Origin of the sequence: Bradyrhizobium sp. sGM-13 (assembly GCF_018398875.1) — a bacterium.
Classification (GTDB): Bacteria; Pseudomonadota; Alphaproteobacteria; order Rhizobiales; family Xanthobacteraceae; genus Bradyrhizobium.
The window spans coordinates 1-14,913 of record NZ_JAGWDK010000066.1 but is presented as its reverse complement, the minus strand read 5'-3'; the positions used below and the strand labels follow the sequence as shown (position 1 = coordinate 14,913).

Sequence of the window (14,913 nt, the reverse complement as noted above, 5' to 3'; positions counted from 1 at the left end):
TTGTCACCCATGTCTTAGGTACAGTTTGTTACCTATGTGTCCGGGCCGGACACATAAATGATTGATCGGAGTGGCAGGATTCGAACCTGCGACCCCTGCGTCCCGAACGCAGTGCGCATGCTCTAAGTCATTGATTTTCTTGCTGTGACGGTCGATACCGTCTCGTTTTGTTCACGGTCATTTCACCCAATTCGTTGCGATTTCGTTGCGGCGTTCTGGGGGAAGAACGATGACGGGCGTGTTGATCGATTGGGTCATGCTTCAAGAGGCTTAGGCGGTTTCAATCGGCAGTCCAGCCCTGCCATTGCGGTGTCCTCGCAGCGCCGTAGATCGCGCGCACCGAGAGCGAGAACTCACGCTGCAGTGCTTTCCAAATACACCTTGAAGTTTAGCCGCGAGAAGAGCTGTCCTAATAACGAATTCAGGTTTTAAGTGCTGGCTGCACCGGACGGATCGGACGTCGGATGGCGGAATCAAAATCAGCTTGATTATTCAACGATTTCATGGCGCATTTGAAAAAAATGGCCGAAAGACGCTCCAGCAACTTCAATAGCTTGGCTGCCGTTTGCAAATGAAAACAGCCCTTCCAGGGCAGCTTAAAACGATCGATCGGCAAGACAGCCGCCTCTGGCGGTCTCGGGCCAGAGAGACAAAAAACGGGGCAGCTACTGCAGATGTACGAACTTTCGAGCGATCCGCGTTGTTATTCGCAGACTAGGGGCGGCTGCGCCAGACTTTCGCCCAGGGCCGCGTGCCGTCCTTGCCGTCTGGGATGAAGTGCACTTGGATCTGCCGGTCCGCTTAGACTGCCCGCCGGAGATAACTCTGCATACCTTGCATGGGCAGCAGTTCTAGCTCACAAGCAAGTTCGTTACCGAAAAACAAAACGCAGTATCAAATATCCCGTCGCGGTATCCAAGGAATCACCGCTTTGCGCAGCGGAAGTCCGACGTCATCGATCACTTCGTCGGTGCAGGCGAGCAAAGTTGCCGCCTGAGCCGCGCAACGCTGACTAGTCGCTCGGCTGCTCGATCATTCCGGTGCGCTGAAAATACGACATGAGCATCTGGCAAATTAGCGCCCACGAAGTGCCGAAGCACCAGCCCGCCAACACATCGCTCGGATAATGAACTCCGAGATATATGCGGCTGACTCCGACCAGCAGGGTAAGGATCGCGGCGGTCGTTATAAGATGGATGCGAACAGAGCGGGAAGCTTGCGTTTGAGCAAGCATCAAGCCGAGCGTCAGATAGCAGACAGCCGAAATCGCTGCGTGCCCGCTCGGAAAGCTCAGCGTAGAGACCTGAGTGAGTTGAGCGACGAGATCGGGGCGCGCTCGCGCAAAGGCAAGCTTGAGAAGAGTATTGAGAATGGCGCCACTCAGGACCGTCGTCAGGACGAACAAACCGGCGTGGCGCTTGCCTATGGCAAAAAGGAACGTGGTCACAACCATGACCAGCAGTGCAAGTACCGCGGTACTGCCCAGTGCGGTGATGTCTCGTACAACGTCAAGAAACCATGGCGGCCCGATTGGCCGCGACAAGTCGGACGCGTGGCGGAAGGCGAGCATCAACCAACGGTCGAACGCAATAGGCTCACCTTCGGTCACTTCCAGTGCGATGAACGCAAAACCGAACAGAAGAACGGCGACGAACAAGGTCGGAGCCCAAGATTTCAGATGCCTGGCAGCATTCTGCGATTCAGCTGTACTCATCTTCGTCGCCTCCGGGGAGTTCAACTTCCATCAGCCTCCAAAGAAAGGAAGTGAGGTTTGGCGGCTAAGCGAGCATTGGCAAGCGGATTTATGCGCTTTGCCAAAGTCCACGCCGCGGCCCGAGCTGCGCCGGTTTCCATTTCACGGATACGTCGCCGCCACCAGGTAGCCCTCCAGAGAATCCTTCTCGGGGCGCATAGTGTGCGGGTGGAGGTGTCTGTCCAGGGTGTGATGGAATTACCCACAGTTCAGACGAACGAACACGCCTCAACCAACCCGCCCGCCTCAAACAGCGTCTTTAGCAACCTTCAGGGGTGACGCCTTGACCGACTTGCTGGCTGGCTTGGCCGCGAACTCCATAGGCTCTTTCGTAAAAGGATTTACACCGCTGCGGGCTTCAGTAGCAGGCTTGTTCACGACCGACATTTTGACGAAACCGGGAATGATGAACTCGCCAGATTCATTCAGCTCCTTATAGCCTACAGTCGCCATCTGCTCGATGACGGCCTTTACGTCTCCCTTGGAAACCTGTGTTCCGTCTGCAATTGCATCAATCAACTGGTTCTTGGTCATCTTGGCCATGATGGATTCCTTTGCGGAGGCTCAGAACAATTTAAAGCGCGTGAGCTACGCGGAGTGCGTCACTCTATCTAAAGCGCACAGAGCCACGCAGCTCGCTTCTCGTTCATGCCTATGGTCATGAAGTCACCGGGCTTAAAACCCATCAAGGCGTAAAACGCAAGGAGCAGCTCGGCGTGTTCCATACTTGGCTTCTACTAGCTTTCCTTTGATTGAAACATCGCCCAAATCTCCACTTCGGACTAATGGCCCACAGGCGCGGCAATGCAACTTACTGCAGGTACCGTTGCGCGTGCTAGACGAACCGGAGGGATTACACGGTACCCGCCAAATCGCTTCTCTTCGGGCCCGGCAAACTGATCGAATGATGTTGCCCGTTGGCACTTAGCTGACACGGCTTTTTCAGCGAACGTCCGCATTGCGCCGATACTGTTGAAAACTCTCTTCAGGATGGCCAACGAAACTCTTAAGCGCGCTGGTGGTTTGGCTTGCGCCGGGAGCTCTTCGTACCAGTGCCTGAAGTGGCTCGTAGCTCAAAAAGGTAGCTAATGGACTCACTTTGGCGAGGCTTTCCGAGTTGCTCACCTTCGACTTTTTCAATGATATCGGCCCAAAAGCGGACTTGCTATCAAAATTTGACGGACTTAGGAGTAGTTCATGACATGGACCTTGGCTCCGATACGAGAAGCTGTAAGGGCGGGCAAGGACGCGCTCTACATTCGCGAACTGATTGCGGAATTGATATCATCGGGCGTTGACCGCGATGAGATTTTCGCAGCGCTGACTGATTTCAAAAACGGACTTCGAAGTGTTGGGGACGAGCGTTCGGAGGATCTTGTGGCGGACGTGATGGACTTTTTCGTTGGTTGGTGCGCGCCGGCCAATCGGCTCTGAACAGTCGAACTAGACGCCTCGACGGATACTAGGTGTCGTAATTCGATTGTGATCGGTCAGCGCCCATTCCAACAAAGCCTCGCGCATGCTCCTGCGCTCATGCTCGCAAGAAAGGCACCGCGATCTGCGAATTCAGACGGATCGTCACCAAATCAAACAGCATCGGCCGAAAGCCTGGCGCGTGGATATATTTCCAACGACCGTCGAACGCCATGAACAACCGGCTGCGGCTAATCGGTTGAGCGCGACGTGCCTCTTGCATCGCATAGTCGTATTCCGAGACCACGACTTTCCGCCATTGCACCGGCTCCCGTCTCCGCAACCAGGGCGTCAGCGACTGTCCTTCGAGTATGACGTGCTGGCTTCCCGCCAAACCAATCAACGAAGGTCGGCGCCAAGTCCATCGCCTCTACCAACGCAGCGCACGCCACAGATAGGTGCCGCAAGCAAGCCGAGAAGTGCCGCGAGCAGGCGGAGAAGCCGATCAGTCGCATTGACAGCGTGGCGTGGCTGTGTCTGTGGACCCCCCGCCAGATGCAAGCGGTCGCACCGAGCTTCTGCTTGCCGCCTGTCGATCTTTGAAGAGGCGTGAGACCGAGCCAAGCCGCGAAATCACGGCCTTTTGCGAAGGTCTCGGCCGGCGGTGCTAGAGCGGCGATCGCGGTGGCGGAGATTGGGCCAATGCCGGGAACGGTCAATAGCCTGCGGGATACTTCGTCTTCGCGAGCACGTCGCGCGATCTCCTTGTCAAGATCTGCGATCTTGCCATTGAGGCCGGCGAGCAGGTCTAGCATCCATCGAAACATGGCGTGGGCCGCTTTGGGAAGCGAGCTGGCCATCTCATCTTCTTCGATCAGGTCGGCAAGCATCGCCACGTGCGACGGTCCCTTAGGTGCGACCCAACCATATTCAGTGAGGTGTCCCCGGATCGCGTTGATGAGCTGCGTTCGCTCCGCACTAACAGGTCACGGGTCCGAAACACCAGACCCGCCGCCTGTTGCTGTTCGCTCTTCACGGCCACGAACCGCATGCTCGGCCGCTGCGCTGCTTCGCAGATCGCCTCAGCATCGATCGCGTCGTTCTTCTGCCGCTTCACGAACGGTTTTACATAGGCGGGCGGGATCAGCCGAACTTCATGGCCAGGCTGGGTGAGCTGACGCTGATCCGCTTGCTGAATATCGCTCGCCCCCGCCCGTCCGCTCCATGAGCGTGGAAAACATGCTTGGCGATATCGAGACCGACTGTGATAACCTCTGACACGGACGCCTCCCTTAAGTGGTGCTCAACACCTCCACTTTGGCACATCGATGCCGTCGGCGAGGCGTCCATCCCATCATAACTCTGGTGGTGTCACGCAACGACGTTGATGTCCGCTTTGGCCCTGAAGCGGCGAGATTACTGCGCAGCAGCGAAATGACGCGGTGGGCCAGATGAGACGAGACTGCCCAGCGTTGAGGTGGAGTCATCGTCCGACCCTGCAAAGCTCCGCAGAGGATTGAACTATCATCATTTGCTAGGTCTTTTTGGAGCGCGATCAACGATGAGGGGTGTCGCCAGCTGAACGAGGTGCACCATTCCCATCACTCTGATTGGCGACACGGCCGGTCAAACTTAGGTATGCCCTCCTCTGCAAAAGATTACATACGGATCAACCTCTGTTCAGTTGTCCGGTCCACCTCTCACGGTTACGCTTTTTGAGGAACCTGGTAGTGGGCGGCGCGTGAGCTGCTCCGCACTGCCATAAGGGAACACCAAGGTGAGGGACGACATGGGCTCGTTGTTCGGCAATGTCGGACGCTTGATCGCCCGGCTGCAGCAGCCAGTCAGCTGTGAGCCGCCCGCTCCAAACGATTTGACCGCTTTACGCGAGACCCTGCGACCCGGCGATGTCTTGCTGGTCGAGGGCAAAGGTCGTATCTCGGGCAGCATCAAATATCTCACTCAGTCGGCTTGGTCGCATTCGGCGTTGTACGTCGGGCCGATCGCCGACGCAGAAACCGAAGGCGAACCCCACGTCCTGATCGAAGCCAATATCGATGAAGGAGTCGTGTCGGCGCCGCTGTCGAAGTATCTGCATTGTCGAACCCGAATCTGCCGGCCGGTGGGCCTCACCCAAGCGGACTGCGAGACGGTCTGCCGCTACACTTCCGAACGCATTGGTCTCGGCTACGACTTCAAGAACGTCATCGACCTGATGCGGTATCTATTGCCAAGTCCGGTAACGGAGCGTTGGCGTCGCCGAACGATCGCGCTCGGTTCCGGCGATACCAGCCGCATCATCTGTTCTTCGCTGATTGCGCAAGCTTTCGACGCCGTGCGTTATCCGATCCTGCCCGAGATCAAGCGCGTCGAGGGCGAGACAGGGCGGCGCGAAGTCGCCGAGATCCGTCACTCGTCTCTTTATGCGCCACGCGATTTCGACATTTCGCCCTACTTCATGGTCATCAAGCCCACGCTCGCGCGCGGCTTTAATTACAAAGACATGCGTTGGGCCGACCTTGCCCAAATTCACTCCGCGCAGGTCACGCTCGCTCCAGAAATCAAAGGCGAGCGCGATAAGGCGGGCAGTACGCCCGAATTTCCCGGTTTCGCGACCCTCGCGGCATAGGCAAAGAAGGAGTGGCGACTTGATTGATCCAACAAGCATGGCGGACGGTTATGAGCAACCAATCAACTGGGCACGGATTGTCGTTCTTGTCGTGGTTGCGCTGCCGGTTGTTAGCTTTCTTTTGGAGAAGAGATCAGGCGCGAGCCGTCGCATACCCCTGAAGATAGGAGAACGTGTCCGACTGAACAGCGGAAGTCCGGTCGGTTTAGTTGTTGATATTGGTGAGCTAGTGACCATCGCCTGGCCGGCAGGAGAAGCAACGTTTCACCCGGAATCTTTGCACCGCGTCTAGCGCATCCGTCAACACTCGACGAACTTGGGCTTGCGTTTTGGCTGCGTTGTGCGCCTCCTCACAGTCGTCACCGTTGCCGGTCGGTTGCTCGTACGCGCTGCTAGCGCGTGCCACAACGTGTGGCTCACCAATTTTCGTCCGGATACATTGCTAAGCCATGTCGCGCTGGTGCGCGTGGATTTCAACACGCGAGAGCGGAGCCGCTGTCATACTGCATCACTCAAATCGGAAACGTTGCACTCTAGAGCGGAGCAGTCGATAGTCCACATTTGGGTCAGACTCGAACCTGTCGCCGCTTGCACGGCACGTCCGTTGTACCCTCAGGAGCAGACGTCGCCAGGCCGCCCCAGCATGTCCGTTTGGTGCCACGGACACCCAGTTGTCGCCGTCGAAAGGCGACCACGCGGCGCGTTACGTGACATCTGGACAATGCTTAGGTTGGGCATCGCGAGACGACCACCGCCGTGCATCGCCTCGATTGGACTAACCAGCAAGTCCTTTTTTACTTGCGCTTTGAGTCGGGCGGGCAATCCGGGCGGACTTCCATCGGCTTTCCGGCGCTCTGCACCGTGGGGGCGGCTGAATTGGCCTCTCCCCCTGTGTCCGGGAGCACTGCGCTCTTCTCCACCGCCATCGAGTCCGCTTTCTTTTCGTCGGCGCTTCCCGTCGTAACCGACGAAGTCGTGCAGTTCGTCTCCGGCTTCAAGTTCGGCGATGACGTCGACTGCGCGCCGGCAGGCCCTGCAATCAAGGCTACACTGAGCACAGCTACTTCAATACGCATTACCTTCTCCCTAACCAAACCGTTCACGGTCTCCGGGAAAAACGTCCCCTCGGAGTTCCACCAATTTGAGATATTCGCCATTGACGCTGTTCGCAGCGTGAGCGGCCACGACTACAGCAGCCACAGAGATAACCATCACGGTCAAGGCGGCGAACATGACACCAATCAATTTCAAAGCGCGCTTGTCTGCCACCGCGAATTGCCCTTCAACACCGAGAAAAACCCGGCCGGCGTTCCGGCTCGGGCCTTTCCCTCCCTCTGGTAATTCCGCCTACTGAACAACACGAAGGAAATAGTATCCCAGGCCGCCAACTACGATCACGGTCGGGACGGCCCAAAGCAGCAGAACTGGCATTTACGCCTCCTCCTCTTCGGCTGCCCTCATCAACTAAACGCAGGCTCACTGCCACTTGTTCCCGACGCTTCTGGCTGCTAGTTCCCGGTGGGAGGATGCTCTACTGAAGGCTAATCGAACCGATGCCCATTTATCGCCTGTTGCAAAATATGCCGATGGGGCCAGAAGAGATTGACCGCTTGACGACCGCCTATGAGCAAGCACTGCGCGCCATCGGCATCGTTGACAGGGGCGATCCGCTGGCCGAGCTTCTCGCCAGGAAAATCATCGAAGTCGCACAGACTGGCATCCGCGAGCCAGCCGACATCTCTGCTCAGGCGATCAAGGAAATCGGCATCCGAACCTAGAAGCCGTCTCAACGCGAGAAGGGGCCCCAGCGGCGGCGCTGAGGCCCTTCTTGGGCTGGGGTATCGCACCGGGGAAGTGCGATACGGCTTCAACCCACCATCCTCGATCGCGTTCCTAACGTCCCAGCCAGCGCTATTGCGCGTGGCAAACGCATCATGATGCGGCGAGTTCCAGTTTCTCCCACCCCGGAACGTTTCGATCTGTGCCAGTTTGAATCAGCTTTAGTGGCGTGGAGTTTGCGGCGTGGCGTTTCAGCGCAAGAGACCGGAGGCGATCGGCGTAAAGGCGCCCTTCCCCGGATTCATCGAACACGCGCTCGCCACGTCGATCGAAAGAGTGCCGAACGGCACGCGGTGGATCCACGAGATCAAGTTCGACGGCTATCGGGTCCAGGTGCACCTGGTCAATGGAGCTGTCAAAGTCTTCACCCGCCGCGGCAACGACTGGATCAGACGCTTCCGAAAGGTCGCCGACGATGCCTGGCACATCCCTGCCGGATCGGCGATCATCGATGGGGAAATCGTGGTGCCAGCAGCCGATGGCACTACAGACTTTTCAGTGCTGCAGAACGAACTGAAGGGCGAATCCAAAAACATTGTGATGGTCGCGTTCGATCTGCTGTACCTCAACGGTTACGATCTGCGCAAACTGCCACTGATCGAGCGCAAATCGCTGCTGAAAAAGACGATCGGCGGCACCGACATCCAATTCAGCGAGAGCTTTGAGATCGATGGTCGGGAAATGTTCGCGCATGCCTGCAAGATCGGGCTCGAGGGCGTCGTCTCCAAGGTCCGCGATAGCCGCTATACGTCCGGCCGACACAATGACTGGGTCAAGAAAACCTGCGTGCAACGCGAGACGCTAACGATCGCGGGGTTTTCCCTCGACGGCAATGAATGGGACGGCATCTACATCGGCCGCCGCAAGGGCAGCGATCTAACGGCAAGATTCCCCACGTCGACGTGTTCATCCTTACGCACGCCGACCAGGATCACTGCCGCGGCTTCAACACCATGTTCTATACGGGCGACCCGGCGAAATACACGCTCAAGCACTCCAAGGAAGACCTGATCCTGATCGACGAGTTGTGGTTCACGCACCGCATCTTCGCGACCCATGAAGGCGAACCGTCAAAATGGGCGAAGGCCTTTCGAAAAGAGGCGCAGCGGCGCATCGACCTTCATCTGGCGAACTCGCCGGAGCGCAACAAGGCGGGCAACCGCATCAAGGTGATCGGTCAAACCAAGAACCCTGCCTACAAGGGACTCGGCGATCTCGTCATCACGCCGGGCAACTACATCGACGTGATAGACCGGAAGCAGAAGAAGGATTTCAGATTCTTCGTCCATGCGCCTTTCCGCAAGGAAGTCGACTCGAAGTTGGCCGAACGTAACGACACCAGCGTCGTGCTGCAGGCATGCTTCGACGTGGGCGAGACCGAACATGCCGGGCTCGCGATGTTCGGCGGCGACGCCGGCGCAGCCATCTGGTCGAAGATCCTCGAACTGAGCGACGACGCGACGCTACAGTTCGATCTTTTTCTCGCGCCGCATCACTGCTCGTGGACGTTCTTCAGCGAGCTTCCCTACAAGGAGAATAAGGTCCCGGCGAAGGATTCCCTGAAGATCCTGGGCAAAGCGCTACACGGCGCTCGCGTCATCGCGTCGTGCAAACCGATCAAACCGGATGACGACAACCCGCCCCACCACGCCGCCAAGGTCGAGTACGTGAAGGTCGCCGGAAAGGACAACTTCATCAGCTTGGCGGAGGTGGGAAACCCAAAGCGTCCGCTGCCGATCACCCTCGAGATCAGCGAAAACGGGCCAGTCTTGCTCGACCCGAAGGACGTAGGCTACGTGGACGACTCCGTCAAGAAGGTCGCGAGCACGCCGCAGACCTATGGATGAACTGCATTCCACGTCGCAGTCGAGAGAAGACGAAGACAAGCTCTCGCCGGCGATAAGATCGGCGGTCGCGGAATTGCGCGCCAAGTTTGCCGATTCGGACGTTCCAGTCCTCTACTGGAACGCCAATTACATCGCCGTGCCATTGACGGTAGACGTAGAGCTTCCGAGCCGTGGGCCAGTCAACAGCGTCGACATCCGCAGGCGCGAGCCGATCGTTCTTCTGTTCGACAGGACGGATTTCCCATACGTCGCGCCGCGAGTCCACTCCGACCGTCGCGACTTCTCCAAGACGGCATTTCCGCATCTCAACCCGACTCCGCTGAACGTGCCGGCCTGGTTCTGCCTGCACCGCGGCTCCATAGACGCCTGGTTCGCCGAGCACACCGTGGTCGACCTTGTGGAGCGCGCCCGCGGCTGGCTGCGAGACGCCGCCCGCGACAGGTTGGTTCCAGAGGGAGACGGCTTCGAGCCCACCCGAGCGGCCGACACGCTGGGCACCTTCTACTACGTGCCCGGCGACAACCTCGACCATGTCTTCCAACATTGGGCCGACAACAAGGGCGCCGCGGGCCACGCCCTGGTCTCCTTCGATCTTCTCGACGAGGAGAGCATGGCGGAGGTCGGCGCGTCAGGCTACGCAGCGCGGCAGGTCTCGTTCGTTCCGCCCGACGCCTACGAAGTTCAAAAATCGCTGGCTTTCGCCATCAACGTGCTGCAGCAGAAACCGGAGTTCAAAGGTCTGTTCCAGCGCCGACTTTTCGGCTTGTTTGTTTGGGGAGCCGAAGTCGAAGTGTCAGGACTGCATTTCGGCGAGCTGCCGCGCACACTCGGCGAGCTCGAGGCTTGGGCCGAGGGGCTTGGAGTCCCGCTCACGCAGGCGCTCGCCGATTACCTATCGCACGACCTTCATATTCTGGCCGGCGTGCCTATCATTCTTGCGATCAGGCGTCCCGAGCAGGTTCTCAGGACTGAATCCGACGTCGAGCTCTTGAACTTTCTGGTTATCGCCGGCGGCGATCATTGGCCGAAGGAAGGAGTTTGGGATCCGGCCGCGACCGTTAGCCTTTCGGACCACCGAACCCCGCTCACGCCGGCCTTCGCCCAGCAGATCTCCGCGCTTCCAGCTGACGGAGCGGCGGAGCCGACGGTCGTTTTCGGCGCGGGCGCACTGGGCTCGAAGGTCGCGACCCATCTCGCTCGCGGCGGCAGCGTCTCGATGAAGATCGTCGACAACGCCAAGATCTCGCCTCACAATCTGGTCCGTCACGCGCTCGGAGGTCGGGCCATCGGCCTGCCCAAGGCGGAAGCACTCAAAGGCGAACTGATCAAACTCTATCCCGGTCAACCCGATCTTCCCATCGATGCGAAGGATGCATCGGTACTCTCCTGCCTGCGCGAAGCTGACTTCTTCGCCGGCCAGGCCAATCTCGTCGACATGACCGCATCGAACACCGTGTTCAACGCCCTTCGCGACGCCGATCTTCCCGACACGCTGCGCGTCCACCGCGCGGAGATCGCACACCGTGGCCGGCTGGGCCTGCTGTCTATCGAGGGACGCGGCCGCAACCCGCGGCTCGACGACCTCCAGTCGCTTATCTACGATTCCGCGATCGAGGACGATGCGGTGGCCGCCTGGCTAGAAGAGGTCAAATCGACGCGCGATGACCGTATCGGATCGGGCGGCCTCGAGGACATTCAAATCGGCCTGAGTTGCAGCTCGGCGACGATGCGGCTCGCGGACGAAGTGGTCTCTTTCCATGCCGCAGCGACTACGCGGCGGCTCCGCCCCTATCTGGCGAAGGACGGTCAGTCGCGGAAGGACGGCGCCATCTATCGAAGCTTCCTGGGCGACGACGGCGACAGCAAGGCGGCCACGCAGACATTCGCGCCGACGGTCGTGCTCGGCGCCGACGCCGGTTGGCAGATCCGCATCGCCGCCACAGCCGCGGAGGAGATGTCTGACCTGATGCGGGGGCACAGCCCGAGCGAGACGGGCGGAATTCTCGTCGGGCGCATCGCCTCGACAAGAAAGACGATCTACGTGACTCGCCTGATGCAGGCCCCTCCTGACAGCCGCGGCACCCCATGGATCTTCACGCGAGGCACCGAGAAGCTGCCCGAGGAGCTCGACCGGGTCCACCGCCGGACCGGCGGTCTGCTCACCTACGTTGGCGAATGGCATTACCCACCCGATGGGTGGCTCGGATCTCAGCGACACAGACAAGAACGCGGTCATCAGTCTACGATCGATCCTCGATCACGTCGGCCTGCCGACTCTCGTCACGATCGTCACGCCTGACGAAATCCGGCCTCACCTTTTCGAGCCGACCAGCCCTCCGGTGACAGTCGATCCGCCGCGGCGCCGGTTCTTCGGCTTCATCCGCGCCAGGCTCGGTTGGAAGCTGAGATAGTGCCTTAGCGGGTCGGTTTCCCGACCTTCTGCGCCAACACGGTGCAGACGAACCTGATGCCGTAGGTGGCCGCGGCATGCCTGACGACGGCGAACTGCAGCAGAAGTATCCCCAGATAGATCCAGCACGCCTTCGATGGCGCGACGAGGAACAGCGCCGCGATGCGAAGGCCGATTAGGAAAAGCGCGGCCAACCCGGTGTAATCTCGAAGAAGCAGGAAATCGCGGTGCACCTGCAGGACTGCGGGGACATTCTGGAACTCAAGATAGAAGCGGTACCAAAGACTGTTCTCGCCCTTTGGGTCGGTAGGAATCTTGTTGCCGCACGCACGCTGCAGACGTACGAAATCGATCCTCGCATCGGCCTTTGCATGGACGCTGAAGGCACGGTGTCCCGGAAGCGCGTGACGCCAACGCAGGAAAACCAGTCGATCCTTCATGGGAGAACTCAGAAGCCCATTCGCGATGGTCGTGACTACCACCGCGAGCCCCACGGGCAGTAGGTTTGCGGCCCCGGTAATGGCAGCCCAGAATCCGGAGATTGCGATCATATCCCACTGCGAGGCTCCGTAGAAAACCACGGCGTTTGTGGCGATAATCAACCAGATCTGCCAGCGGTTCATCTCTTTCAGGGCTTTGGACCCGCCGGACTTCGCCATATCAACTTCGCGCCTTCGACTTGAGATATGTCGAATCCCTTGTACCACAGGAAGCAGTCCGGGAAACTTAGGCCCTATTTCGATCTTGAGAGGCACCTTTGACGAATTGGCTCCCCGACCAGGACTCGAACCTGGATGAACCGGTTAACAGCCGGGTCGCTTACCGTTAGCGGATCGGGAAAGATGTCTGCACAAATCGGCAGGTCCACCGAGAATCGGCAGATCGTGCAGGAGATGCAGGTCGTGATGGTGGAGCACCTCGGAATCGAACCGAGCTCAGCTTGCTTGCAAAGCATGCCCGCGGACCCAGCGCGTGCCCCGTTGTCATGGTGCCTGGAGATGGGATCGAACCACCGGCGCGCGCCGCTTCAAGACGCCGCTCTACCACTGAGCTATCCAGGCGAAGTTTGCGAGTTTGCGCAAATGCGCAAGTTGAAGATGGTGCGGACACCGGGAGTCGAACCCGGGCTGCGAGTGTGGCACACTGGCCGACTACCGTAATCTTTTGTCCGCTTGAATTGGTGGGTGATGTAAATTCGGGCATAGTTTGTCCGCACGGCGCGTATGTTGGCCCGCAAATCGTGGTAAATGGCGCCGCAGTTGGTGACATAGCCCAGCCGCAGTCGACGAAAGATCACTTATTCAAGGCTTAGGGACGGCCGCTGGCAGCACCGCTCGGCGAAGCAGATCGCTACTTTCATCGAGAATGGAGTGGTGCAGACCCGCCTCGGAGATCTGGTTTATTCGCTTGACCGGCAGGAAGCGTTTCATCTCTGCGAGGAATGCGTTCGCGGTCGCGTCCTTGGATAGCTCGGCAACCCGCTTCTCTGCCTTCTGCTCCGTTTCGGTGCTCCCGTAGTCGGCGAACTTCTTCTGCACCATCTCGCGGTCGACGGAGGCGTTAAGCATATTCTGCAGGTACCAGACGTCCCATACGTCGCGGTACTTCAACGCTTCGCGCGCGGTGAGAGCGACGGCCTTGTCGGCGAGGATCTCGTGGATCTCCGGAACGTTCGGCGGGACGACGATGCCGGCACCCGGCCTTCGCCCAAGCATCATTCGCGTTTCGTGAGTCAGCGCCTTGAATAGCGCCGGATCCATCTTGAGGCGGGCGATTTCGAAGAAAGTTGCACCGAAGGCATCGAGGGCAGCAACCCTCGCCAGATTGCCGTATTTGGCACGCTCGCGCTCGACATCCCTGAGCAAGGCGAATTGCTCTTCCAGTTGGTGGCGAAGTCGCTTTGCCTCGGAGGGCGAATGACGCCCTTCGTTGAGTGCCTCGCGAAGCTCACTGACCCGCATTCGTGTGTCGGCGAGCAGGGTTGAGATGAGGTCGAAGCGCTCTTTCATAGAGTTGAAGTGTTGCTCGGACTCTGTGGCGCTCCATGGGGCGTCAAGTCGCCCATTGGCGGCGCCTCGGGTCGAAGCCGACCCGGTCCGTCCGATGTGGTTGAGCTTGTTGCTGGCGGTCTTGTACACACTCGTCTCCCGATTGGTCCGAAGACGCTAACCGACCGGCTTGCAAATCCGAAACCGAGCCGGGAGTACGCTGAAGGCAAGCAGCGCAAGTGCCGCCGAGTTCAGCGAACGACCTCATTGGTTTGCTCGATCAATGGAGCTTGATCTTCCCCAACGGGGACAATCGTCGCTTTGAAACCAGTGATGTCGGCGGCCTGGGCGACGGGATAGCAGAGAAAGCCTGCTGGAATATCTCTGCCAAAATCTCGCGCCTGGATTTCGTCCTTGATGGTTGGGTTGCGCTCAAGCCGCGCTACCGTGACAAAGTTCATGTACAGCAGGGTCAAATCGGCAAGTGCCGGGAGATGCGATTGAAGACAGATCGTGGTCAGGTTCGGGTCGATCCCAACAGCCAGGTAGTCTGTCGCGATCTCAAGGACATTGTCACGCACCCGACCAGGATTGTGCGCGTTGTCCGTGAGTGCCTGGGCATCCGCCAGTAGCAGGTACTGTTGGTGCGTCGTCTGTAGGACGACGCGGTTCTTCAACGAACCGACGTAGTGCCCCAGGTGCAACGGGCCGGTGGTTCTGTCGCCGGTCAAGATAACAGGGATGGTGGCTGACGAATGTTGCATCGCGGTTCTCCAGATAAGAACCGCCGTTCAATCGGACTGTTGATGCAGGCAACCTCGCAAGCCGATGAACGGCGGCGACGGTTAGGTGAATGACAAAGCCGTGCCGCTCCTAAGTGGAGCGCCACCACAAGTTCGCGAACGTGATCACGATGACAGTCATGCGGCCGATATTGACGAAACTTCCGACGAAAGCAAGCCGGTTGGATGTCTCAAATGGGTCCAGGCTGTGTGAAAACACCATCAATGATATGATTCTCCTGCGATTTGGCC

Annotated in this window: 13 protein-coding genes, 4 tRNA genes and 2 pseudogenes; 8 read left to right on the top strand and 11 right to left on the bottom strand. The window is 58.8% G+C overall.

The genetic code is table 11. The features are described 5' to 3' along the window. Positions 1 to 421 precede the first annotated feature (421 nt). The 3 genes from KJQ96_RS36510 to KJQ96_RS36500 form a co-directional block, all read right to left on the bottom strand. Positions 422 to 616, bottom strand: coding sequence for a hypothetical protein (locus KJQ96_RS36510; RefSeq protein ID WP_213290950.1), 195 nt, complete (start codon positions 614 to 616; stop codon positions 422 to 424). A gap of 396 nt (positions 617 to 1,012) precedes the next feature. Next, the gene (locus KJQ96_RS36505; RefSeq protein ID WP_213290949.1) at positions 1,013 to 1,714 is read right to left on the bottom strand and encodes a phosphatase PAP2 family protein; all 702 of its coding nucleotides are present in this window, start codon (positions 1,712 to 1,714) and stop codon (positions 1,013 to 1,015) included. Positions 1,715 to 1,999: 285 nt separating this feature from the next. Then, entirely contained in the window at positions 2,000 to 2,296 is a 297-nt protein-coding gene (locus KJQ96_RS36500) for an HU family DNA-binding protein (protein WP_213249301.1), read from the bottom strand. Positions 2,297 to 2,950: 654 nt separating this feature from the next. Between KJQ96_RS36500 and KJQ96_RS36495 the strand changes: the two genes are divergently transcribed. After that, on the top strand, positions 2,951 to 3,187 hold the full coding sequence (locus KJQ96_RS36495; RefSeq protein WP_213290948.1) for a hypothetical protein: 237 nt from the start codon (positions 2,951 to 2,953) through the stop codon (positions 3,185 to 3,187). A 557-nt stretch (positions 3,188 to 3,744) separates the two neighbouring features. Here the strand turns inward: KJQ96_RS36495 and KJQ96_RS36490 are convergent. Then, positions 3,745 to 4,447: pseudogene (locus tag KJQ96_RS36490) on the bottom strand (IS110 family transposase); the annotation flags it as partial. Between the two features lie 508 nt (positions 4,448 to 4,955). Between KJQ96_RS36490 and KJQ96_RS36485 the strand changes: the two are divergent. The 7 genes from KJQ96_RS36485 (at position 4,956) to KJQ96_RS36455 (ending at position 11,780) form a co-directional block, all read left to right on the top strand. Then, positions 4,956 to 5,795, top strand: coding sequence for a YiiX/YebB-like N1pC/P60 family cysteine hydrolase (locus tag KJQ96_RS36485; RefSeq protein ID WP_213290951.1), 840 nt, complete (start codon positions 4,956 to 4,958; stop codon positions 5,793 to 5,795). A 19-nt stretch (positions 5,796 to 5,814) separates the two neighbouring features. After that, the gene (locus tag KJQ96_RS36480; RefSeq protein WP_213290947.1) at positions 5,815 to 6,087 is read left to right on the top strand and encodes a hypothetical protein; all 273 of its coding nucleotides are present in this window, start codon (positions 5,815 to 5,817) and stop codon (positions 6,085 to 6,087) included. Between the two features lie 464 nt (positions 6,088 to 6,551). Continuing rightward, on the top strand, positions 6,552 to 7,136 hold the full coding sequence (locus KJQ96_RS36475) for a hypothetical protein (protein ID WP_213290946.1): 585 nt from the start codon (positions 6,552 to 6,554) through the stop codon (positions 7,134 to 7,136). 212 nt (positions 7,137 to 7,348) lie between these two features. After that, positions 7,349 to 7,573 carry a hypothetical protein gene (locus tag KJQ96_RS36470; RefSeq protein ID WP_213290945.1) on the top strand — a complete coding sequence of 75 codons (225 nt, stop codon included), beginning with the start codon at positions 7,349 to 7,351 and terminating at the stop codon, positions 7,571 to 7,573. A 244-nt stretch (positions 7,574 to 7,817) separates the two neighbouring features. Further along, complete coding sequence (locus tag KJQ96_RS36465; protein ID WP_213290944.1) at positions 7,818 to 8,645, top strand: RNA ligase family protein; 828 nt, start codon at positions 7,818 to 7,820, stop codon at positions 8,643 to 8,645. Further along, the gene (locus KJQ96_RS36460) at positions 8,588 to 9,481 is read left to right on the top strand and encodes a hypothetical protein (RefSeq protein WP_213290943.1); all 894 of its coding nucleotides are present in this window, start codon (positions 8,588 to 8,590) and stop codon (positions 9,479 to 9,481) included. Before KJQ96_RS36465 ends, KJQ96_RS36460 begins: the two co-directional genes overlap by 58 nt. Then, complete coding sequence (locus KJQ96_RS36455) at positions 9,474 to 11,780, top strand: ThiF family adenylyltransferase (RefSeq protein ID WP_213290942.1); 2,307 nt, start codon at positions 9,474 to 9,476, stop codon at positions 11,778 to 11,780. Before KJQ96_RS36460 ends, KJQ96_RS36455 begins: the two co-directional genes overlap by 8 nt. A 116-nt stretch (positions 11,781 to 11,896) precedes the next feature. Here KJQ96_RS36455 and KJQ96_RS36450 read toward each other — a convergent pair whose 3' ends face one another. From KJQ96_RS36450 to KJQ96_RS36420, 7 genes and pseudogenes are all read right to left on the bottom strand, one after another. After that, entirely contained in the window at positions 11,897 to 12,550 is a 654-nt protein-coding gene (locus tag KJQ96_RS36450; RefSeq protein ID WP_213290941.1) for a hypothetical protein, read from the bottom strand. Positions 12,551 to 12,657: 107 nt separating this feature from the next. Then, positions 12,658 to 12,731: transfer RNA gene (locus KJQ96_RS36445), tRNA-Asn, on the bottom strand. A 66-nt stretch (positions 12,732 to 12,797) separates the two neighbouring features. After that, a tRNA-Ala gene (locus tag KJQ96_RS36440) sits at positions 12,798 to 12,870 on the bottom strand. 7 nt (positions 12,871 to 12,877) lie between these two features. Continuing rightward, positions 12,878 to 12,952 (bottom strand) — tRNA-Phe (locus tag KJQ96_RS36435). Positions 12,953 to 12,989: 37 nt separating this feature from the next. Continuing rightward, positions 12,990 to 13,063, bottom strand: a tRNA-Gly gene (locus KJQ96_RS36430). A 129-nt stretch (positions 13,064 to 13,192) separates the two neighbouring features. After that, positions 13,193 to 14,029: a nucleotidyl transferase AbiEii/AbiGii toxin family protein gene (locus KJQ96_RS41870; protein ID WP_213290940.1), complete on the bottom strand. Its 837-nt coding sequence runs from the start codon at positions 14,027 to 14,029 to the stop codon at positions 13,193 to 13,195. 104 nt (positions 14,030 to 14,133) lie between these two features. Next, positions 14,134 to 14,643 (bottom strand): annotated as a pseudogene (locus KJQ96_RS36420) (tryptophan--tRNA ligase); the annotation flags it as partial. Positions 14,644 to 14,913 lie beyond the last annotated feature (270 nt).